Raw genomic sequence first — 21628 nt, 5'->3', positions numbered from 1 at the left:
GCTGAAAAGGGGAGAGATGGTGTTTTATCAGCGTACAGACGGACAATACGTGATGCACCGCATCTACAAGGTAAAAGGGAAAGAGTTTTACATGGTAGGGGATGCGCAAACTGATATTGAAGGTCCTCTCAGCGAAAAACAGATTTTTGCCCGTGTCACAAAAGTCAGACGAAAAGGAAAGTTGATACAGCCAGGGGACTTCTGGTGGTGGTTCTTTGCTAAGGTATGGCTCAGTCTGGTTTCTGTACGTCCGTTCATCATTAAAATATATGGCTTATGTTCTCGTTCTTAGCGTTTTTAGTCACTACACCGCTGACTTTTATCCTGCTTCCGCTGATTATCGCCTGGTTTTTGAAGAACCGGACTACAAAAAGGATATTGTATGGCATCGTCATCGTGCTGACTTTAGTCTTTACCAATACGCCGCTGCTGAAAATGGCGGAAGAACAATGGTATAAGGAATATGACCATCCACTGCCGGAAGGTAAAACGTATACGTATGGCATCGTACTGGGTGGATATAGTTTCTGGGACTGGGAACGAAATCGTCCAGAGTTCAGTGGAATAGCGGACCGGCTGACGGAGGGAATCCGGCTGTATAAGTGTGGAAGGATTGAAAAACTGGTACTGGCCTCGGATGGCTCTATTATTCATAGCAAGGATGGAAAAGGCTTACAGGGAAATCCGCAGGGGATGATGAAATACTTGAACGAGCTGGGTATTCCCAAGGAGGATATCATTCTGGAAACGTTTGCCAACAATACGAGGGAGAATGTTACGTTTACCAAAGAGTTGCTGGGCAAGGAGATAAATACGGCTCCCGTACTGATTATTACTTCTGCCGTACACATGAAGCGTTCGGTCAGTGCTTTTCAGGCGGAAGGGATTTATCCGGACTGCTATATTACAGATACGTGGGTAAATGTAAAAGGACAGAGCGTGAGTTTCCTGCCTTCTGTGGGTACATTGCTACAATGGCCGGAACTACTGCATGAATGGGTAGGGTACGTGGTCTATAAATTCTTATACTCTTAAAGAACCTTAACGAAACACCCTCCATACCCGATTTATTTGTTATTTTGCAGCAAATTAGGGAATAAAGTGAATATACTCAATATAGATACATGTCCCCTCTGCGGAAAAAAGCATTTCGAAGAGGTGCTGACTTGCACAGATCATTATGCGACCGGTGAAAAATTTACGATTTACCGCTGTACAGCGTGTGGCTTTCTGTTTACACAGCATGTACCCGATGAAAGTGTAATAGGCCGGTATTACGAATCGCCGGATTACATTTCACATACGGATACGCGTAAGGGACTGGCAAACCGCCTGTACCATTATGTACGCGGATATATGCTGGGAAGAAAAGCAGCACTGATAGAACGGATTTGTGGAACTCGAAACGGTGAACTGCTCGACATCGGTACGGGTACTGGATATTTCAGCCGGTATATGCAAAAACGAGGCTGGAAAGTTTCGGCTATCGAGAAAAGCCCGCAGGCACGGGCATTTGCACGGGAACACTTCGGACTGGAAGTAGGTGCTCCTGAGGTATTGGCTACTTATGGAAAGGCTGCTTTCGATGTGGTCACGTTGTGGCACGTCATGGAACACCTGCAAGATATTAACGGTACATGGCAACGACTCTCTGAAATACTGAAGGAAAAGGGAGTACTGGTAGTTGCAGTGCCTAATCCTTGTTCGTTCGATGCCCAACATTACAAAGAGGTATGGGCAGCATATGATGTACCACGTCATTTGTGGCATTTTACACCATCGGCTATGCAACAATTCGGGGCAAAGTTCGGATTTATCTTAACCGAACGGCATCCGATGCCATTTGATGCGTTTTATGTTTCAATGCTTTCGGAAAAATATCGGGGAAGCCGTATGTCTTTCTTGAAAGGGATGGTTACGGGAACAGAAGCGTGGTTTGCTTCGCTGGTAAAAAAGGAACGAAGCAGTTCCATGATTTATGTATTCAGAAAAAAATAAGGTTATGAGCAGAAAATCAGGGTCTTTCTTTGATATGCAGTTTATAACGTCGAGCATCAGTACGATGCTGGTGCTGCTCCTGCTGGGGATAGTGGTCTTCTTTGTAATGGCTGCCAACAATCTTTCTGTATATGTCCGCGAAAATATTGCATTCTCGGTATTGGTGAGTGACGATATGAAGGAGCCGGATATCTTGCATTTCCAAAAGCAACTGAACAAGGAACCTTATGTGAAACAGACTACTTATATTTCGAAAGCTCAGGCTTTGAAAGAGCAGACGGAGGCTATGGGGACGGATCCCGCGGAGTTCTTAGGACATAATCCGTTTACGGCTTCTATCGAAATCAAATTGAATGCTGATTATGCTAATTCGGACAGTATCGCATGGATAAAGGATGAGATTCAATCGAATAAGCAGGTTATAGAAATCAATTACCCGCAAGACTTGCTGGATGCTGTAAACAGCAATATCCGGAAAATCAGTATCGTACTGCTGGGACTGGCTGCACTGCTGACTTTGATCTCGTTTGCATTGATTAATAATACAATCCGACTGGCAGTTTACTCCAAACGGTTTATCATTCATACCATGAAGCTGGTGGGGGCAAGCTGGTCGTTTATCCGACGGCCGTTCTTAATTCGGAATGTATGGATTGGAATACTGGCTGCAACAATGGCGGATGCAATTCTGATAGGACTGGCTTACATGCTGGTAAAATATGAACCGGATTTACTCGCTGTTGTTACTCCTGAGGTGATGATTACGGTTATGGGATCGGTGTTCGTTTTCGGAGTGATAATTACTTCTGCATGTGCACTTATCTCAATCAACAAGTATCTCCGAATGAAGGTGAGCGAGTTATACTATATATAAAAAGAAATAGATACTAACTAATCAATATTTCATAGTAACATGGACAAAAAGAATTTTGCCTTTGATAAGACGAACTTCATCCTGCTGGCAGCAGGTATGGTGGTGATTATCATCGGTTTCCTGCTGATGTCGGGCCCTGGCTCGACAGAAACAACATTTGAGCCTGATATTTTCAGTGTACGACGTATCAAAGTGGCTCCGGTGGTTTGCTTCCTGGGATTTATTTTTATGATTTATGGTATACTGCGAAAACCAAAGAGTACGCAGGATAATGATAATAATGTAGCGGAATGAGCTGGATAGAAGCATTAATTTTGGGAATTCTGCAGGGACTGACGGAATACTTACCTGTGAGTAGTAGTGGACATCTGGCTATCGGATCGGCACTGTTCGGTATTGAAGGAGAGGAAAATCTGACATTTACAATCGTAGTGCATGTGGCTACGGTGTTGAGTACGTTGGTTATTTTATGGAAAGAAATCGACTGGATATTCCGCGGATTGTTTAAATGGCAGTTGAATGAGGAAACGAAATATGTACTGAACATCATTATTTCAATGATTCCTATAGGTATTGTTGGGGTGTTCTTTAAGGATTATGTAGAGGATATTTTCGGCTCAGGACTGCTGATTGTAGGCTGCATGCTCTTGCTGACAGCTGTACTGCTGGCTTTCTCGTATTACGCAAAACCAAGACAGAAGGAACGCATCAGTATGAAGGATGCGTTTATCATCGGACTGGCTCAGGCTTGTGCTGTAATGCCCGGATTGTCGCGCTCGGGTAGTACGATTGCTACAGGACTGATTTTAGGAAATAAGAAAGAAACGCTGGCACAATTCTCGTTTTTAATGGTGATACCACCTATTTTGGGAGAAGCGTTGCTGGATGGAATGAAGATTATGAAGGATGCTTCGGTCGCTACTGCCAGCATCAGCACAACCTCGCTGGTTGTGGGCTTTCTGGCGGCTTTCATTTCTGGATGCGTCGCTTGTAAATGGATGATTAATATTGTGAAGAAAGGTAAGCTGATCTGGTTTGGCGTATATTGTGCCATCGTGGGTATTATAACCATCATTGCCAGCTTGTAACGATAAAAACAAACGGATGAACTTTAAAGAAGGAGAAGTGTTATACTTTGACAAGCCGCTACGATGGACATCGTTCGCGCTTGTGAATAAGGTGAGATACCATATCAGCCGTAAACTGGGAGTAAAAAAGATTAAGGTGGGACATGCGGGAACCCTTGACCCTTTGGCAACCGGAGTAATGATTGTCTGTACGGGAAAGGCCACCAAACGAATCGAGGAGTTCCAGTATCATACGAAGGAGTATATTGCAACACTGAAGTTAGGGGCGACAACACCGTCGTACGACCTGGAAAAAGAGATTGACGCAACTTATCCTACGGAGCATATCACTCGACAGTTGGTGGAAGACACGCTGAAAAATTTCGTAGGGACAATCGAACAGATACCACCAGCTTTCTCGGCTTGTAAGGTGGACGGAAAAAGAGCTTACGACCTTGCCCGAAAAGGGAATGAGGTGGAACTTAAGCCTAAAACATTAGTGATCGACGAAATTGAGCTGCTGGAATGTGACTTGCCGGTAATAAAAATACGGGTGGTATGCAGCAAGGGAACATATATCCGTGCTCTGGCACGCGACATCGGTGAAGCACTGGGAAGCGGAGCACATCTGATCGGTCTGATACGAACCCGGGTAGGAAAGGTTAAACTGGAAGACTGTATGCAGGTAGAGAACTTTGAAACATGGCTCGACCAACAAGATATAGAAATTACAAACGATTAAGGAAAGGATAATTAAGATGAAACTGTCACAATTTAAATTTAAATTGCCGGAAGAGAAAATTGCATTACATCCTGCAAAGTACAGAGATGAGTCGCGACTGATGGTGGTTCACAAGGCTACCGGACAGATAGAACATGTGATATTCAAGGATATCTTGAATTATTTTGATGACAAGGACGTATTTATCTTTAATGATACAAAGGTATTTCCTGCACGTTTATATGGTAATAAAGAAAAAACCGGAGCACGTATTGAAGTGTTCTTGTTGCGTGAGCTGAACGAGGAACTGCGCCTGTGGGATGTTCTGGTAGATCCGGCTCGTAAAATACGTATCGGAAACAAATTGTACTTCGGAGATGATGATTCGATGGTAGCGGAAGTTATCGATAATACAACTTCACGCGGACGTACACTGCGTTTCTTGTACGACGGACCGCATGACGAATTCAAAAAGGCTCTGTATGCACTCGGTGAACCACCGTTGCCTCCATTTATTCACCGTCCGGCAGAACCGGAAGATGAAGAACGCTTCCAGACAATATTTGCCAAGAATGAAGGAGCAGTAACCGTTCCGGCTGCTGGATTACACTTTAGCCGTGAGCTGATGAAGCGTATGGAAATCAAAGGCATTGAATTCTCTTTCATTACAATGCATTGTGGATTGGGAGGCTTCCGCGATATTGACGTGGAAGATCTGACTAAACATAAAATGGATTCGGAACAGATGTTTGTAGAGTCTGAGGCTTGCCGTATCGTAAACGATGCAAAGGACCGTGGCAACAAGGTATGCGCTGTAGGCACAAGCGTAATGCGTGCCATTGAAACAGCTGTAGGTACCGACGGACGACTGAAAGAGTTTGAGGGATGGACCAATAAGTTTATTTTCCCGCCATATGAATTCTCGCTGGCAGACGCAATGGTCAGCAACTTCCATATGCCATTGTCTACCATGCTGATGCTGGTTTGCTCGTATGGTGGCTACGAGCTGATTATGGATGCATACAACATCGCATTGAAAGAGGGATATCGCTTCGGTACATATGGCGACGCAATGCTGATTTTGGATAAATAAACGTACAATTATGGCTAAGGTTTACTTAGGTCTGGGTACGAATATGGGCGATAAAGAAGCAAATTTACGTATTGCTGTTCAATTGATAAATGAAAGGATAGGGAAGGTGACTTCCCTATCTTCTTTTTATGAAACGGCTCCATGGGGATTTGTTTCGGAAAATAGTTTTCTGAATGCAGCTGCTTGTGTGGAAACACAACGGACGCCTGAGGAGGTACTGCATTTGACTCAGACGATTGAAAAGGAACTGGGCAGAACGCTTAAATCGAAGAATGGTGTATACTGTGATCGTATCATTGATATCGACTTGCTGATGTACGGAGAGGTCACCTTGCAGTCACCGGAACTGACTTTACCGCATCCACTGATGACTGAACGGGAATTTGTTCTGGAACCACTGGCTGAAATTGCTGGAAATGTAGTACATCCGGTATTAAAACAAACCATCGGGGAACTATATACTTTGTATAAAGCTATGTTAAAAGAAGAATAATTTGTAATTATTCCAATTTATATCTGTATTTTTGCACCCGAAAATAAAAGTGGAAAGATTTGAGTAGCTTGCAACCACGGAAAAAAATGCTAAAACACATAGTAAACCCTTCCCTGATACAATTTCTACTCTGTCCGTACACGGATAATATTTAACTAATCCTTTTAATAGTAAAGACATGGGATATTTATTCACATCCGAATCGGTGTCGGAAGGACACCCCGATAAAGTGGCGGATCAGATTTCCGACGCTGTGCTTGACAAACTGTTGGCTTATGACCCCAGTTCAAAAGTAGCTTGCGAAACGCTGGTAACTACCGGACAGGTGGTACTGGCAGGAGAAGTGAAAACGAAAGCATACATCGACCTGCAACGTGTGGCACGTGAGGTTATCAACAAGATTGGCTATACCAAAAGCGAATATATGTTCGAAGGTAATTCGTGTGGCGTATTCTCGGCTATCCACGAACAGAGTCCTGATATCAATCGTGGAGTGGAACGCGAAGACCCGATGAACCAGGGGGCCGGCGACCAGGGTATGATGTTCGGCTATGCTACCAATGAAACTGAAAACTATATGCCGTTGTCACTCGATCTGGCACATAAGTTACTGATGGTACTGGCTGAAATCCGCCGTGAAGGTAAGGTCATGACTTACTTACGTCCGGACTCTAAAAGCCAGGTAACCATAGAATATGATGACAACCGCCGCCCGGTACGTATCGATACGATTGTGGTGTCTACGCAGCATGATGAATTTATCAAACCGACTGACGACTCGAAAGAGGCTCAGTTGAAAGCAGACGAGGAAATGTTGGCAAAAATCCGCAAGGATGTTATCGAAATCTTGATGCCACGCGTTATCTCGGAAATTCATAATCCGGAAGTCCTGAAACTGTTCAACGACCAGATCAAGTATCATGTAAATCCGACCGGCAAATTTGTTATCGGTGGTCCGCACGGTGATACGGGATTGACCGGACGTAAGATTATCGTGGATACATACGGTGGTGCAGGTGCTCATGGTGGTGGTGCGTTCTCTGGCAAAGACCCCAGCAAGGTAGACCGTAGTGCTGCTTATGCGGCCCGTCACATTGCCAAGAACCTGGTAGCTGCCGGTGTTGCCGATGAGGTACTGGTTCAGGTTTCATACGCAATCGGTGTTGCACGACCAATTAACATTTATGTAAATACATACGGACGCAGCAAAGTAGCAATGAGCGACGGAGAAATCGCAAAGAAGGTGGACGAGATTTTCGACATGCGCCCACGTGCTATCGAAGAACGCCTGAAACTGCGTAACCCGATTTATAGTGAAACTGCGGCTTACGGACACATGGGACGTGAACCGAAAGTGGTTACAAAACATTTTGAATCGGCATACGAAGGTAATAAGGATGTAGAGGTAGAACTCTTCACTTGGGAGAAGCTGGATTATGTAGATAAGGTTAAAGCTGCTTTCGGAATAAAATAACAGATTGTTAAGCAGAAACATAAATGGATGAGGAATATTCCGGCAGGTGTATTCCTCATTTTTTTGTCTTTTATTCTTGAATATATACTGATGAACAATATTAAAAATGTATGTGTATATAGTGCCTCGAGCACTAAAATAGACCAGTCGTATTTTGATGCGGCTCATAGACTGGGAGAAATACTCGCCGCACAGCATATTAATCTGATTAACGGAGCAGGATGCCTGGGGCTGATGCGGGCTATCAGTGATGCGGCTTTAGAGGCCGGGGGAACGGTTACTGGAGTTATTCCACATTTCATGGTAGAGCAGGGATGGCATCACAAAGGCTTGACCCGACTGATTGAAACGGAAACCATGCATGAAAGAAAACGTATCATGGCAGATATGTCGGATGGAATCATTGCACTGCCGGGAGGATGCGGCACTCTGGAGGAACTGCTGGAAATTATCACCTGGAAGCAGCTGGGACTGTATCTGAAGCCTATTGTTATCTTAAATATCAACAACTTTTACAACCCATTGTTAGAGATGCTGGAACAGGCTATCGAACAGAATTTCATGCGCCGTGAACATGGAGCAATCTGGCATGTGGCAAATACCCCCGAAGAGGCTGTAAATTTATTATATAATACACCGATATGGAGCAAAGAAATTCGTAAATTTGCCGCGATATGAGCAACGTCTGCCAAATAGGGATAAAGTATATGGCTGAAAAAACGGACGAGCAGCATCAGCAGCTCGACCAGGCCTTGATCGCAAGCATACAGACTGAACAGAAGGCCGGTATGCAGGGACAGCCATTACCCTATCAGTTGCGTTCGGATGCTTCCGTAACGGGAATTATTCTGATTTGTTTTATCCTGTTTTCGTATTCGCTGAAAAACGGAAAGAAGTATGTACTGCAACGGATAAAGGCGCTTTTCCAATATAAAGAACGGTTCAGCTTGTTCGACGAAGCATCTGCTTCGAGCAACCGGTATGCCTTTACACTGACGCTTATTACAACTACCCTTGCAGGACTATATATTTATGAGTATACCTCCGAAACAAATCTGATGCTGATGCGGCTGGTCACGAACGAACTATTGCTGGGAATTTACATCGGAGCGGCTTTGCTTTATATCACTGTCAAGTGGGCAGCATACGAGTTTGTCAATTGGATTTTTTTTGACAAAGAAAGAAATAAATATTGGATTCAGACGTATTTTGACCTTATCAGCGGAGTCAGTTTCCTATTATTTCCGGTCGTTTTACTTATCATCTATTTCAATTTAAGCCTTCAAACGAGTAAGATATTAATCGCGTTTCTACTGCTTTTTGCTAAAATATTGTTATTTTATAAGTCCATTAGAAACTTTTTCAAACATGTTTATGGTTTTATGCATTTTATTCTGTACTTTTGTGCACTCGAAATCATCCCCTTAATACTGTTTTGGAAAGGGATAACCTATATAAACAATATTTTGGTTTTAAAAATTTAAGACATTGAAGATTAAAAAAGTTCTCGTTTCTCAGCCTAAACCTACATCAGAGAAGTCGCCTTATTTCGACATTGCTGAGAAGTACGGCGTGAAAATAGATTTTCGCCCGTTTATAAAAGTTGAGAGTTTATCGGCAAAGGAATTTAGACAACAGAAAGTTTCTATTTTGGATCATACAGCCGTTGTATTTACTTCGCGCCATGCAATTGACCACTTCTTTAGTCTTTGCGCAGAGATGCGAATCACAATACCGGAAACTATGAAATATTTCTGTACGTCGGAAACGATAGCCCTCTATATTCAGAAGTATGTGCAATACCGCAAGCGTAAAGTATTCTTCGGAGCAACCGGTAAATTTGCAGATTTGCTGCCGCTGATTGTAAAACATAACACTGAAAAATACTTTATCCCGATGTCGGATGTACACAACGATGAAATCAAAAACTTACTCGATAAAAACAAGATACAGCATACAGAAGCAATTATGTATCGTACAGTAAGTAATGATTTCACTCCGGAAGAGAAGTTCGACTATGATATGCTGATTTTCTTCAGCCCGGCGGGTATTCAGTCGCTGATAAAGAACTTCCCGAACTTTGAGCAGAAAGATATCGCCATCGGAAGTTTCGGACCGACTACAGCTCAGGCTGTAAAAGATGCTGGTTTGCGTCTGGATTTGGAAGCACCGACAGCAGCAGCTCCTTCAATGACAGCTGCACTGGATATGTTTATCCGTAAGCATAACGCATAAATCTATCATATTCAGGCACGGATTACACGAATGCACGGATATTCTTTTCGCGTATCGGAAGTATTCCGTGCCTAAATTATTTTATTATGGCAGAACAAGAAAAGCATACATTTCATAAAACAGAACGACTGAACAGTGTAATTCTCATTGAAAAGTTGTTTGCGGGCGGAAGTAAATCGCTTCCGGCTTTTCCTCTGCGTATCGTATATATGCCTGTAGAGGGAGATGAGCTTCCTGTACTATCGGTCTTGATCAGTGTTCCTAAGAAACGGTTCAAACGGGCTGTGAAACGCAACCGGGTAAAACGTCAGATACGGGAGGCTTACCGTAAATACAGGGCACTGCTTACAGAACCGCTGAAGGCGGCCAACCGTAAGGCGGCTATAGCTTTTATCTGGCTGGACAATGAACTGCATGAGTCGGCCGAGGTAGAAGAAAAAGTGAAAAAACTGCTTCAGATTACAGCGGAGCGTATGCTATGAAAAAGCTACTGACATATATATTATTGATTCCCATTTATTTTTACCGGAATTGTATTTCTCCTTTTACACCACCTTCCTGCCGATTTACTCCGACATGCTCACAGTATGCCATAGAGGCACTCAAAAAGCATGGACCGTTCAAGGGGCTGTATCTTGCCATACGGCGACTGCTGCGATGTCATCCGTGGGGAGGTTCCGGATATGATCCGGTACCGTAAGACCTAATTTTTTGTCGGAATGTTGCTCGACGTCCATACACATCGATTACCCCAAGACGCAGCTACGGCATTATTGAGCTGTTCGTTAAGGGATGTTCCTGTTCCTCCAAGAGCGAAGTTTTTGTCTGTGGGGATACATCCGTGGTATATCACAAGGGAGGATTACCACCAACAAGTGGAATGGGTACATGAAATGGCAAATGACAAGCGGGTGATTGCATTGGGAGAAGCCGGACTGGACAAACGCTGTACAACACCTTTTGACTTGCAGGTAGAAGCTTTTCGAAATGTTGCCTTACTTGCTGAAGAACGCCAGCTTCCTTTGCTGATACATGCGGTAAAAGCTACCGAAGAACTATTTACTCTCAAGAAACAATTGTGCCCGCACAATGCCTGGATCATTCATGGATTCCGGGGTAAAAAAGAGTTGGCAGAAAGTTTCATCAGGCAAGGATTTTATTTGTCATTCGGTGAAAACTACCAACCGGAAGCACTACGGACAATACCGGAAGACAGGCTGCTGCTGGAAACCGACGAAAGTACTGAACTGATAGAAAACTTGTACAGAAGGGCCGCACAAGAACGTACAGCCGGTCTGGAAGCATTCACTGCAAAGGTACAGGAAACAATTAACTATCTCTTTTTTAAGAAATAAAATTGGTTATTCAGAGAAAGAGTCGTACTTTTGCTTATCAATCAATTTATTATGTTAAACTAAGAATTTCATTCGATGAATTTTGTAGAAGAATTAAGATGGCGCGGAATGGTGCACACCATGATGCCGGGCACAGAAGAATTGCTGGAAAAGGAAATGGTTACAGCCTATCTGGGTATTGACCCGACAGCTGACTCGTTACATATCGGACATCTGTGTGGTGTAATGATGTTGCGACATTTCCAGCGCTGCGGACACAAGCCGCTTGCCCTGGTAGGAGGTGCAACAGGTATGATCGGCGACCCTTCAGGTAAATCACAGGAACGTAACCTGCTGGACGAAGAAACATTGCGCCATAATCAGGAATGTATCAAGAAGCAGTTGGGCAAATTCCTCGACTTCGAATCGGATGCCCCGAACCGTGCAGAACTGGTAAACAACTACGACTGGATGAAAGACTTCTCTTTCCTTGACTTTGCCCGTACGGTAGGTAAACATATTACCGTAAACTATATGATGGCGAAGGAATCGGTTCAGAAACGCTTGAACGGAGAAGCACGCGACGGTCTTTCATTTACAGAATTTACTTATCAGTTGTTGCAAGGATATGACTTCCTGCATCTGTATGAAACAAAGAACTGTAAACTTCAGTTAGGTGGTTCCGACCAGTGGGGAAACATTACAACGGGAGCTGAACTGATTCGCCGTACCAACGGAGGTGAAGTATTTGCTCTGACATGTCCGCTGATTACAAAAGCCGACGGAGGTAAGTTCGGTAAAACAGAATCAGGAAACATCTGGCTCGACCCGCGATATACATCTCCTTATAAGTTCTATCAGTTCTGGCTGAACGTTAGCGATGATGATGCCAAACGTTATATCAAGATTTTCACTTCTTTGCCTAAAGAAGAAATCGAAGCACTGACTGCTGAACATGAACAGGCTCCGCACCTGCGTGTATTGCAGAAACGTCTGGCTAAAGAAGTTACTATCATGGTTCACTCGGAAGCAGACTATGAAGCTGCGGTAGAAGCTTCGGGAATCTTGTTTGGTAACGCTACTTCGGATGCTCTGAAAAAACTGGACGAAGATACATTGTTATCGGTATTCGAAGGTGTACCACAGTTTGAGGTCGCAAAAACTGAAATTGAAGCTGGTATCAAGGCTGTAGACCTGTTTACAGAAAAGGCTGCTGTATTTGCTTCAAAAGGAGAAATGCGTAAACTGGTTCAGGGTGGAGGTGTTTCACTTAATAAGGAAAAACTGACTGCCTTCGACCAGGTAATCACCGCTGCCGACTTACTGGATGAAAAGTATCTGTTGGTTCAGCGTGGCAAAAAGAATTATTATTTGCTGATTGCAAAATAATGATATAAATAAACAGACAAAAGAATATTACGTAATCCCTCGCCCCTATCGGGTGAGGGATTTTTTTGTCCGTACGGATAAAAAAGAAAAGTCTTAACAGAAAAGTAACTTCTTATACATCACTACGTAACAGCAAGCATCTATTTTTAGGTAGTTTTTAAAAAGGGATGCATTATGGATATTATCGCTGGGAAATATGCTATTTCGTATACACCGGAAGGCAATTATTACGCTTACCTGCTGACGCACGAACAGTGCTGTGCTTATGGAGAAAGCGAAGAAGAGGCTCTGGAAAACCTGGAAGTAATGGAAGAAGAGTTTCTGGAAGAGATAAACGAATTGTATCAAGAAGCTATGGCATAAAATCTTTTATCATGAAAAACTTATTATCGGACGACCGGATAAAAGCGTATTTTGTCTTTCTGGTCATGATTTTTATTTCTTCACTGTATCTTTTTTATTTAGGATACAAACTTTATCAATACGGACATTAAACTGACGCATTATGGAATCACGACGTTATTTTCGCACTATCGTACTTTCTGATATTCATTTAGGTACTTCTCACTCAAAGGTGGAACAGGTATGCAACCTGCTGAGTACAACCGACTGCGACCGACTGATACTGAACGGGGATATTATTGACGGATGGAGTTTGCAGAAATTCGGCTCTGGGAAATGGAAGCCTCAGCATACACGCTTTTTCAAAATCATCATGAAGATGATGGAAAATTGTGGTACGGAAGTCATTTATATAAGAGGGAACCACGATGATTTTATTGATAATCTGGCTCCGCTGAAGTTTGCCACACTGAGTATCGTGAAGGAGTATATGCTGGAAAGTAACGGCAAGCATTATTTTGTAACTCACGGAGATGTGTTCGATAAGGTCACTACACAAATGAAATGGCTCGCTAAGTTGGGAGATATCGGATATACACTGTTACTCTGGCTGAACAGTCAGTACAACCGCTGGCGTATCAAGCAGGGAAAGCCCTACTATTCGCTTTCGCAGGAGATTAAGCAGAAAGTTAAATCGGCCGTTTCATACATTTCCGACTTCGAAAAAGTATTGGCCGAATTTGCCCGTAAACGGCAATGTGACGGGGTGATATGTGGGCATATCCATCACCCGGAAAACAAAATGATAGGAGGAATACATTACCTGAATTCAGGAGACTGGGTAGAAACCATGTCGGCACTGACGGAAGATGAGAACGGCAACTGGAATATTCTGTATTATACTCCTGATATGGCAAATGAAAATGAAGATATGGAAGACAACAATATGGTATTAACACTTATCCCTGCTGCATCATGAAAGTTTTATTTATTGTTCAAGGAGAGGGCAGAGGCCATCTGACTCAAGCCATCGCAATGGAAAGACTGCTTACAAATCATGGTTATCATGTAACGGAAGTACTGGTTGGAAAAAACTTGTCGAAGCGACTGCCAGGTTTCTTTACACGCAACATACAGGCACCGATTAAACAATTCTCCAGCCCTAATTTTCTACCTACCCGCTCGAATAAACGTGCCAATATACCTTACAGCCTGTTATATAACTTACTGAAATTACCTGAATACGCTGAAAGCATGCGCTTCATTCATCAACGTATCAAAGAAAGTCAGGCAGATATTGTAATCAACTTCTACGAGCTGCTGACCGGATTTACATATTTTCTGTTCCGCCCGTCTGCACCGCTGGTATGTATCGGACATCAATATCTGTTTCTCCACAAAGATTTCCAGTTGCCGGCTTCCATCAACAAAACGGAACTGTTTCTCCTGAATATGTTCAGCCGACTGACGTCGTTAGGTGCATCGAAACGTCTTGCCCTGTCGTTCCGTTCCATGAATCCGGATAAAAAACAGAATATCTTTGCAGTCCCTCCTTTGTTAAGACAGGATATTTTCTATCAGGAAGTTTCTCAACATAATTACATTCATGGCTATATGGTCAACGCCGGATTTGCAGAAAATGTATATGAATGGCACAAGAAATGTCCGGAAGTACAACTCCGCTTTTTCTGGGACAGATGGGAAGAAGAGCCCGTAAAGAAAATAGACGATACATTATCGTTTTATCAACTGGACGACACACTCTTCTTACGGCAAATGGCTGGATGTAAGGCGTATGCCAGTACAGCAGGATTTGAATCTATTTGTGAAGCAATGTATTTCAGAAAACCAATCTTGATGGTACCGGCACATATCGAACAGGAATGCAACGCATACGATGCCATGCAAAACGGGGCAGGAATAATAGATAACAATTTCAATCTGGAGCGTTTGCTGGAATTCACAAAGACCTATCAGCCGAACGTTAAATTTACCTACTGGGTACAATCGGCCGAAAGTATTATTCTGAATGAACTGGAAAGTCTGGTCCCTACACATTTCGAAGAACAAATGTATATGGTAGAAGAATTTATATAAAATATCAAAAATCTCTTCTTTTGTCATACGCTTGTAACATTTATTTTTTTTCTTTACAAAAAATATGTTTCCTATGGCACAGAAGAAAAAAGAACTTCCTTATTTGGAAAGAGATATCAGTTGGATGTACTTTAACCGCCGTATTTTACAGGAAGCGGCGCGCCCACATGTTCCCTTACTGGAACGTATGACATTCCTGGGAATTTACTCAAACAATCTGGATGAATTTTTCAGAGTCCGTATGGCTACGCAGAACCGTATTGCCGAATGTTCGGACAAATCAACAGTAAAAGAGAGCGAACATGCTAAAAAGCTGATCAAGCAAATCAGCAAACAAAATACGGAATATACCAAGGTGTTTGAACAAGCTATCCATCAAACTACCGAGGATTTGAAAAAAGAAAATATATTTTTGATATCGGACAAGGAAGTTTCTCCCGAACAGCTGGAATTTATCCGCTCATACTACAAAGAGAAACTGAGTGGTTCCATTATCCCTATCTGGTTTTCTGCCATCCGGTATTTCGACTTCGAAAACGATGAGAATATCTATCTGGCTGTAAAAGTCAGCCGGCAGCAGGGTAACAAACAAATTGCCGATTACGCATTCCTTGAATTGCCAGTCAATATTTGCGGACGCTTCATCCGCCTGCCGGACAACGAAGAAAAGAGTTACCTGATTTACCTGGATGACGTCATCCGCTGTTGTCTGCCTTTGGTTTTCGAAGGATTAGGATTTACCGACTTTCAAGCATATGCCTTCAAGTTTACCCGCGACGCTGAAATGGAAATAGACAATGACCTGCGGACAGGTACATTGCAGAAAATATCGAAAGGAGTAAAGAGCCGTCGCCGCGGAGAACCGTTGCGTGTAATTTACGACTCATGTATGCCCAAGGATATGTTAAGACGGGTATTGAAGAAAATGGATCTGGATGCTCTGGATACGGTAATAGCCAGCGGACGCTACCAGAATCACAAGGATTTTATGAAATTTCCCGACTGTGGACGAAGCAACCTGAAGTATCCGCAATGGCCGTCAATCCTGAAGAAAGAACTGGACGGCGAAGACAGTCTGCTGGAAAAAATTCAGAAGAAAGACCGATTTATACACGTACCTTTCCACAATTTTGATTCGTTTATCAGAGTACTTCAAGAAGCTGCTGTAAACAAGCAGGTGCAAAGCATCAAGATCACACTTTACCGACTGGCCAAGGAATCGAAGGTTGTTAAAGCCCTAATGGCCGCAGCACGCAACGGGAAAAAGGTAACTGTGGTGATTGAGCTGCTTGCCCGATTTGATGAGGCTTCCAACATCAACTGGTCCAAAAAGATGCAGGATGCCGGTGTAAACGTAATATTCGGTGTAGAGGGACTGAAGGTACATTCTAAGATTACTCACATCAAAATGAAAAAGGGACCCGACATCGCCTGTATCAGTACCGGCAATTTCCACGAAGGCAATGCACGTATGTATACAGACTGTATGCTGATGACAGCAGCTCCACGTATCGTGAAGGATGTTCATCAGGTATTCGACTTTATCGAACGCCCTTATAGTCCGGTGAAGTTCAAGGAACTGCTTGTTTCGCCCAACGAAATGAGAAACAAGTTTGTAAGCCTGATTAACAACGAAATCAAGAATAAGAAAGCAGGAAAAGAAGCCTATATCAAAATCAAGATTAACCATATAACCGATCCATTGATGGTAAACAAGTTGTATGAGGCATCTCAGGCTGGAGTAGACATCCAACTGGTGGTAAGAGGTAACTGCTCCCTTATAACTGGCATAGAAGGCATAAGCGATAATATTCATATAAATGGTATCATCGACCGGTACCTGGAACATTCACGAATCTTCATATTTGCTTCGGGAGGAGAAGAAAAAGTATTCATCGGATCGGCCGACTGGATGCCACGTAACTTGAATAACCGTATAGAAGTAATCACCCCGGTATACGATCCTGCCATCAAGGAGGAAATGAAACTCATCGTAGAATACGGATTCAAAGATACCTTGCAGGGACGTATTGTTGACGGAAGTGGTAAAAACTTGTTCAGAGAAACGGAAGGAGAAGAACCATTCCGTTCTCAAGAAGCATTATACAATCACTACTTAGCAGAAAACATATAAAATATGAACGAAAGCGAAACTCGAAAAACGAACTATGCTGCTATCGATATAGGATCGAATGCAGTACGTCTACTGATAAAGGAAATTGAGGAAAAGCAAGGCGAAACTCATTTCTCTAAGGTACTGATGCTACGTGTCCCGCTCCGGCTGGGATTCGATGTGTTCAAGATTGGAAAAATCTCGGAAAAGAAAGAAAAGAACATGATTCGCCTGATGAAGTCTTTCCGTTACCTGATGAAAATCTACGATGTAAAGCATTGCCGTGCATGCGCTACATCGGCTATGCGAGATGCAAAGAATGGACTGGAAATCATCAAGCAGATTGAAAAAAAGACAGATGTACATATCGATATAATCGACGGACAGGAAGAAGCAAAAATAATCTACAATAATCACGTAGAACGCATGGAAGATCAAGAGGGAAACTACATGTACGTCGACGTGGGAGGTGGCAGTACGGAAATCAACCTGCTATCACAAGGACAGCTGGTGTGCAGCCGTTCGTATAACATTGGTACAGTACGTATTCTGAACAATGCTGTACAAGACAGTGAATGGGAACGCCTGAAAACAGATTTAGCCGAACTGGCCAAATCGTATCCGGGAACAAATATTATCGGTTCTGGAGGTAATATAAACAAGCTATACCGCCTTGTTGAAAAGAAGAACAAGAAAAAAATGACAATGCAAGTTTCTGTGCTACAGGAATTGCATGCCCGACTGAAAGCACTTTCAGTGGAAGAACGCATGGAACAGTTCGGGTTAAAGCCTGACCGTGCCGACGTAATTGTTCCAGCCGGTGACATTTTTCTCACCATCGCAGAGATTATCGGGGCTACTTACATTCATGTACCGGTAATCGGTTTGTCCGACGGAATCATTGATGAGCTTTATATCCAGAATAAAAATAACTGATCCCAGCAAAGGGCGGTTACAAATAAAAAAGTGGCACCGAAATTGAATCCGGCGCCACTTTTTTATTGCAGAAAAATTAAATTATTTGTTGTCAATCTTTTTCAGCAGTTCGTCCACCGCTGCTTTCAACTGCGTATCTTCACCCTTCACAATGGTTTCGGGAGCATTCAATACATAAACATCTGGATCGAGCTGTGTATTCTCCAGGTAGCTGCCGTCGGGCAGGCGATAACCTACTACAGGAATACCGAATACCAGTGTCGGGTCTTGCATTCTTACCCAGTTCACACTGGTCATGGTTCCCGGTACAGGAGCACCTACCAGCTTGCCCAGGTTACAATGCTTGTATACCCATGGTGTACCGTGTGCATTCGAGTAGTTCGCTTCACACTGCAACATGATGGAAGGCTTGTTCCAACGACGGCTCGGCATGTCGCAAGCCTCACGTCCGCGAACCACCTGCGTAAAGTATTTCTTTCCACTAAACAGTACTTCTATGTCTTCGTGCAAACGGCCACCTCCGTTGAAACGGGTATCGATGACGATACCTTCGCAGTTATTGTATTTACCCAAGATATCAGAATAGATGGTACGGAAACTTTCGTCGTCCATCGATTCGATGTGTACATATCCCAAACGGCCATTCGACCATTTTGCCACATCGGCAGCACGCTGTTTTACCCAGCGCTGGTACAACAAATAACTAAATGTTCCCTGGCTAATCGGACGTACCACTTCATCCCAGCGTTCCTTGGTCTGCGGATCGTACAGCGATACCAGTACTTTCTTGCCTGTCTTGCCGTTCAGCAGCGCAGCATAATCTTCATTGGCCTTGATAGCTTCGCCGTCGATCTTTTCAATAATAGTTCCGACTTTGACACGGGTAGTCTTACGGTCGAACGGACCTTTCTCAACAACTTCGGCAATGCGCAAGCCGTCGCCCGTATAGTCCCAGTCATACAATACTCCTAAATCGGCAGTCGATTCCGTTTTCAAGTCCGGATAAAAGCGTCCACCAGTATGAGATACATTCAGTTCCCCCAGCAGCTCACTCAGCATTTCAGCATAATCGTAGTTATTGTTGATGTGCGGCAAGAACTTACGGTAAGTATCAGTCATAGCATCCCAGTCCACTCCGTGCATGTTCACATTATAGAAACGAGCCTTTTCCTCACGGTACATATTATCGAACATGTATTCACGTTCTTCGGAAGGCAGCAGCTTCATCGTAGCAGTATAGGTAATCGGTTTCAGGCTTTCCGACGAAGCATCCATTTTCTGCATGGTACCTCCGCCCAAAATAAAGAAGTTCTTGCCCTCTTTATCCATTTCCATATTCGCCCATTTTGCATCCATCTTATGCAACAGCTTGGTGTCGTGTTTGCGGAGATCCATCTTCCACAAATCGTATCCACCTTCGAAAGCCGACAGGTAATACAGTTTCTCACCGTCTTTCGAGATAATGGCCGAAGCTAAGTCAGAAGAATTCGGAGTCAGACGGATGATACGGTCTTCGATACCTTCCGTTTCTACCACAATATCCTTCACCTTCTTTTCGTCCTTGGCATCCTTATCGTCCGTTTTTTTGTCTTTCTTAGAAGCCTTATCATCCTCTTGGGCAGCTTTTTCCTGCTCCTTTTCCAGTTCCTTCTGCAATTCGTAATCCTCCTTGCTCAGGCGGAACTTATCGTATGCATCCTGATTGAGGAAAGCAATCATCACATCGTTCAGCGAACCCCATGAAGCATGATTACGCATACCGTAACGCTCGGTAATGAACAAGATGGCATTTCCACCCATCACCCAGCGTGGAGAGCCACTGGTATAACCACTATTCGTCAGGTTAATAATCTGTCCCTTTCCGTCGGCACTGACCAAACCTATATCCGAATACGGATCATGCTTGTTGCCGATAAACTCAAGCGTAAACCATTTGCCGTCGGGCGACCAGGAATAATCGAATCCTCCCGAACGAGTATACCAGGTAGAACCGTCCGTTACCTGACGAATCTTTTTAGTATCCAGATTAACCACCATCAGACGGTTGCGGTCTTCGATGAAAGCCACTTCCTTTCCATCGGGTGAGAACTGCGGATAATCGCGTTCCAACGTTTTAGAGGGTACTAATGGTTCCTCTTCTATCAGAGTAGCATTCGGAAAGTTCAGGTCTTCCTTCCGGCTGATCTTGGCAATATACAAATCACGCTTTCCCCCTCTCTCGCTGGAGTAAACCAACGAACGGTTGTCCGCACCAAATGAAACGCCCCGTTCTGCTTCAGGAGTATGTGTAATCTGCTTGGTTGTTCCATATTCTACAGAAGTCACAAACACTTCTCCACGTACAATAAAGGCCACCTGTTTTCCATCAGGGGAAACAACCGCTTCGGAAGCTCCCCGAGTAAAGGTATAGGAAACTGGTAATTCCTCATCATCGCGTACCAGCGAGATAGCTACTTTCTCCGGCTTACCACCGACCGACTGCGTATAAATCTCGCCATCGTAGGTATAACAGAGCGTACCGTCGGCTCCCATTGAAAGGAATCTCACCGGATTGGTTTTGAACGAAGTAACCGGCTGTATATTCTTCGGATCATCGATCGGGAAAGAATATACATTGAATGAGCCACCGTTACGTTCGCTCAAGAAGTAAACCTGCTTGCCGTCAGGACTCAACACCGGATTACGGTCTTCGCCCGGTCTGGCCGTCAAATTGGTATGTTTACCTGTTTTTACATCGTATCTCCATACATCGCGGGTAATGGACGAGGTATGATGCTTACGCCATTCGCTCTCCACTCCCTTCTGATCCTGATACAAGAAGAAATCACCCGACGGAGCGTAACTGATCATCTCGGCCGGTGTCCCTAATATCTGTTGCGTACGTCCGCCGTCTACCGGTACCTTATAAACCTCGGTCATAGCCGACTTAGGAAAAAGCGCGCTCGAAGCCGGATCCTGAATGGAAGCGGAAAAAACAACATATTTTCCATCGGGAGTAAAGGCTGAAGGAATTTCCGAAGCAGAGTGAGTAGTCAGGCGCTTTGCCGCACCTCCGTCGGCAGGCATTACAAACAAATCGAAATTACCAAAGCGATCGCTGGCAAAAGCAATCTGTTTACCGTCGGGCGACCATACCGGATTCGATTCATACGATTCCTGACTGGTCAAGCGCACAGCTTCTCCCCCCGAAGTTTTCACTTTATAAATATCCCCCTTATAGCAAAAGGCTATTTCCTTGCCATCGGGAGAGATTGTTACATCACGCAACCAAAGCGGAGTCACCGCAAAGGCAGAAAAAGAACTCGCTCCCAAAGCAAGAGTTACTAACAATTTCTTCATGAATTAATATTTTTGGTTTCCGCAAAGATAGCGATTAAAGCATGAAGAGAAAAAAAAGTGAAAAATTATTTGGATTTTTTTGACGAAAACATTTATCTTTGCAACGTTTTCTGAGGAAAACAA

General features: G+C 43.6%; 23 protein-coding genes. 22 read left to right on the top strand and 1 reads right to left on the bottom strand.

Features of this window, described 5'->3' with window-relative positions; translation table 11 throughout:
- The 22 genes from WKT12_RS12005 to WKT12_RS11900 all read left to right on the top strand — a co-directional run.
- Positions 1-292, top strand: a 292-nt coding sequence (locus WKT12_RS12005) for a hypothetical protein (RefSeq protein WP_340319833.1), incomplete at its 5' end; no start/stop codon positions are given.
- A complete protein-coding gene (locus tag WKT12_RS12000) occupies positions 277-1035 on the top strand; it encodes a YdcF family protein (protein WP_340319832.1) in 759 nt (252 codons plus the stop codon). The genes WKT12_RS12005 and WKT12_RS12000, both read left to right, overlap by 16 nt.
- Positions 1036-1101: 66 nt before the next feature.
- Complete coding sequence (locus WKT12_RS11995) at positions 1102-1998, top strand: class I SAM-dependent methyltransferase (protein WP_340319831.1); 897 nt, start codon at positions 1102-1104, stop codon at positions 1996-1998.
- A 4-nt stretch (positions 1999-2002) separates the two neighbouring features.
- Positions 2003-2872, top strand: a complete 870-nt coding sequence (locus WKT12_RS11990) for a cell division protein FtsX (protein WP_340319830.1) — start codon at positions 2003-2005, stop codon at positions 2870-2872.
- Between the two features lie 39 nt (positions 2873-2911).
- Complete coding sequence (locus WKT12_RS11985) at positions 2912-3166, top strand: DUF3098 domain-containing protein (protein WP_021970275.1); 255 nt, start codon at positions 2912-2914, stop codon at positions 3164-3166.
- Positions 3163-3960, top strand: a complete 798-nt coding sequence (locus tag WKT12_RS11980) for an undecaprenyl-diphosphate phosphatase (RefSeq protein WP_340319829.1) — start codon at positions 3163-3165, stop codon at positions 3958-3960. The genes WKT12_RS11985 and WKT12_RS11980 overlap by 4 nt, the downstream gene beginning before the upstream one ends.
- Before the next feature lie 16 nt (positions 3961-3976).
- Positions 3977-4681 (top strand): tRNA pseudouridine(55) synthase TruB, encoded by a 705-nt coding sequence (truB, locus tag WKT12_RS11975; protein ID WP_340319828.1) that lies wholly within the window; start codon positions 3977-3979, stop codon positions 4679-4681.
- 16 nt (positions 4682-4697) lie between these two features.
- Entirely contained in the window at positions 4698-5753 is a 1056-nt protein-coding gene (gene queA, locus WKT12_RS11970; RefSeq protein ID WP_340319827.1) for a tRNA preQ1(34) S-adenosylmethionine ribosyltransferase-isomerase QueA, read from the top strand.
- A gap of 10 nt (positions 5754-5763) precedes the next feature.
- Positions 5764-6246 (top strand): 2-amino-4-hydroxy-6-hydroxymethyldihydropteridine diphosphokinase, encoded by a 483-nt coding sequence (gene folK / locus WKT12_RS11965; RefSeq protein WP_340319826.1) that lies wholly within the window; start codon positions 5764-5766, stop codon positions 6244-6246.
- A gap of 178 nt (positions 6247-6424) precedes the next feature.
- A complete protein-coding gene (gene metK, locus WKT12_RS11960) occupies positions 6425-7720 on the top strand; it encodes a methionine adenosyltransferase (RefSeq protein WP_021970644.1) in 1296 nt (431 codons plus the stop codon).
- A 90-nt stretch (positions 7721-7810) separates the two neighbouring features.
- Positions 7811-8398 carry an LOG family protein gene (locus WKT12_RS11955; protein WP_340319825.1) on the top strand — a complete coding sequence of 196 codons (588 nt, stop codon included), beginning with the start codon at positions 7811-7813 and terminating at the stop codon, positions 8396-8398.
- Between the two features lie 29 nt (positions 8399-8427).
- The gene (locus WKT12_RS11950) at positions 8428-9204 is read left to right on the top strand and encodes a DUF4271 domain-containing protein (protein ID WP_340319824.1); all 777 of its coding nucleotides are present in this window, start codon (positions 8428-8430) and stop codon (positions 9202-9204) included.
- A 4-nt stretch (positions 9205-9208) separates the two neighbouring features.
- Positions 9209-9955 carry a uroporphyrinogen-III synthase gene (locus WKT12_RS11945; RefSeq protein WP_021970641.1) on the top strand — a complete coding sequence of 249 codons (747 nt, stop codon included), beginning with the start codon at positions 9209-9211 and terminating at the stop codon, positions 9953-9955.
- A gap of 86 nt (positions 9956-10041) precedes the next feature.
- The gene (gene rnpA, locus WKT12_RS11940; protein ID WP_021970640.1) at positions 10042-10437 is read left to right on the top strand and encodes a ribonuclease P protein component; all 396 of its coding nucleotides are present in this window, start codon (positions 10042-10044) and stop codon (positions 10435-10437) included.
- Complete coding sequence (gene yidD, locus WKT12_RS11935) at positions 10434-10655, top strand: membrane protein insertion efficiency factor YidD (RefSeq protein WP_021970639.1); 222 nt, start codon at positions 10434-10436, stop codon at positions 10653-10655. Before rnpA ends, yidD begins: the two co-directional genes overlap by 4 nt.
- Before the next feature lie 19 nt (positions 10656-10674).
- The gene (locus tag WKT12_RS11930) at positions 10675-11310 is read left to right on the top strand and encodes a TatD family hydrolase (protein ID WP_340319823.1); all 636 of its coding nucleotides are present in this window, start codon (positions 10675-10677) and stop codon (positions 11308-11310) included.
- A gap of 75 nt (positions 11311-11385) precedes the next feature.
- Positions 11386-12678, top strand: coding sequence for a tyrosine--tRNA ligase (gene tyrS, locus WKT12_RS11925; RefSeq protein WP_340319822.1), 1293 nt, complete (start codon positions 11386-11388; stop codon positions 12676-12678).
- Between the two features lie 174 nt (positions 12679-12852).
- Positions 12853-13041: a hypothetical protein gene (locus WKT12_RS11920; protein ID WP_021970876.1), complete on the top strand. Its 189-nt coding sequence runs from the start codon at positions 12853-12855 to the stop codon at positions 13039-13041.
- 142 nt (positions 13042-13183) lie between these two features.
- Positions 13184-13999, top strand: coding sequence for a UDP-2,3-diacylglucosamine diphosphatase (locus tag WKT12_RS11915; RefSeq protein WP_340319821.1), 816 nt, complete (start codon positions 13184-13186; stop codon positions 13997-13999).
- On the top strand, positions 13996-15117 hold the full coding sequence (locus tag WKT12_RS11910) for a glycosyltransferase family protein (RefSeq protein ID WP_340319820.1): 1122 nt from the start codon (positions 13996-13998) through the stop codon (positions 15115-15117). The genes WKT12_RS11915 and WKT12_RS11910 overlap by 4 nt, the downstream gene beginning before the upstream one ends.
- A 73-nt stretch (positions 15118-15190) precedes the next feature.
- On the top strand, positions 15191-17251 hold the full coding sequence (locus WKT12_RS11905) for an RNA degradosome polyphosphate kinase (RefSeq protein ID WP_021970872.1): 2061 nt from the start codon (positions 15191-15193) through the stop codon (positions 17249-17251).
- 3 nt (positions 17252-17254) lie between these two features.
- Positions 17255-18166 (top strand): Ppx/GppA phosphatase family protein, encoded by a 912-nt coding sequence (locus WKT12_RS11900; protein WP_340319819.1) that lies wholly within the window; start codon positions 17255-17257, stop codon positions 18164-18166.
- Positions 18167-18247: 81 nt separating this feature from the next.
- Here WKT12_RS11900 and WKT12_RS11895 read toward each other — a convergent pair whose 3' ends face one another.
- Positions 18248-21505: a S41 family peptidase gene (locus WKT12_RS11895; RefSeq protein ID WP_340319817.1), complete on the bottom strand. Its 3258-nt coding sequence runs from the start codon at positions 21503-21505 to the stop codon at positions 18248-18250.
- Positions 21506-21628: the final 123 nt, after the last annotated feature.

Origin of the sequence: Phocaeicola sp. HCN-6420 (assembly GCF_037890145.1) — a bacterium.
GTDB lineage: Bacteria > Bacteroidota > Bacteroidia > Bacteroidales > Bacteroidaceae > Phocaeicola.
The sequence above is the reverse complement of the archived record's forward strand: the minus strand, read 5'-3'. Positions and strand labels throughout refer to the sequence as shown.

Coding starts and splice junctions, on each gene's coding strand:
- WKT12_RS11910 (WP_340319820.1), top strand. CDS start 13,996: ATGAAAGTTTTATTTATTGTTCAAGGAGAGGGCAGAGGCCATCTGACT.
- WKT12_RS11985 (WP_021970275.1), top strand. CDS start 2,912: ATGGACAAAAAGAATTTTGCCTTTGATAAGACGAACTTCATCCTGCTG.
- WKT12_RS11905 (WP_021970872.1), top strand. CDS start 15,191: ATGGCACAGAAGAAAAAAGAACTTCCTTATTTGGAAAGAGATATCAGT.
- WKT12_RS11950 (WP_340319824.1), top strand. CDS start 8,428: ATGGCTGAAAAAACGGACGAGCAGCATCAGCAGCTCGACCAGGCCTTG.
- WKT12_RS11990 (WP_340319830.1), top strand. CDS start 2,003: ATGAGCAGAAAATCAGGGTCTTTCTTTGATATGCAGTTTATAACGTCG.
- yidD (WP_021970639.1), top strand. CDS start 10,434: ATGAAAAAGCTACTGACATATATATTATTGATTCCCATTTATTTTTAC.
- WKT12_RS11900 (WP_340319819.1), top strand. CDS start 17,255: ATGAACGAAAGCGAAACTCGAAAAACGAACTATGCTGCTATCGATATA.
- WKT12_RS12000 (WP_340319832.1), top strand. CDS start 277: ATGTTCTCGTTCTTAGCGTTTTTAGTCACTACACCGCTGACTTTTATC.
- WKT12_RS11980 (WP_340319829.1), top strand. CDS start 3,163: ATGAGCTGGATAGAAGCATTAATTTTGGGAATTCTGCAGGGACTGACG.
- truB (WP_340319828.1), top strand. CDS start 3,977: ATGAACTTTAAAGAAGGAGAAGTGTTATACTTTGACAAGCCGCTACGA.
- WKT12_RS11920 (WP_021970876.1), top strand. CDS start 12,853: ATGGATATTATCGCTGGGAAATATGCTATTTCGTATACACCGGAAGGC.
- metK (WP_021970644.1), top strand. CDS start 6,425: ATGGGATATTTATTCACATCCGAATCGGTGTCGGAAGGACACCCCGAT.
- WKT12_RS11895 (WP_340319817.1), bottom strand. CDS start 21,505: ATGAAGAAATTGTTAGTAACTCTTGCTTTGGGAGCGAGTTCTTTTTCT.
- folK (WP_340319826.1), top strand. CDS start 5,764: ATGGCTAAGGTTTACTTAGGTCTGGGTACGAATATGGGCGATAAAGAA.
- rnpA (WP_021970640.1), top strand. CDS start 10,042: ATGGCAGAACAAGAAAAGCATACATTTCATAAAACAGAACGACTGAAC.
- WKT12_RS11930 (WP_340319823.1), top strand. CDS start 10,675: ATGTTGCTCGACGTCCATACACATCGATTACCCCAAGACGCAGCTACG.
- WKT12_RS11955 (WP_340319825.1), top strand. CDS start 7,811: ATGAACAATATTAAAAATGTATGTGTATATAGTGCCTCGAGCACTAAA.
- WKT12_RS11915 (WP_340319821.1), top strand. CDS start 13,184: ATGGAATCACGACGTTATTTTCGCACTATCGTACTTTCTGATATTCAT.
- queA (WP_340319827.1), top strand. CDS start 4,698: ATGAAACTGTCACAATTTAAATTTAAATTGCCGGAAGAGAAAATTGCA.
- tyrS (WP_340319822.1), top strand. CDS start 11,386: ATGAATTTTGTAGAAGAATTAAGATGGCGCGGAATGGTGCACACCATG.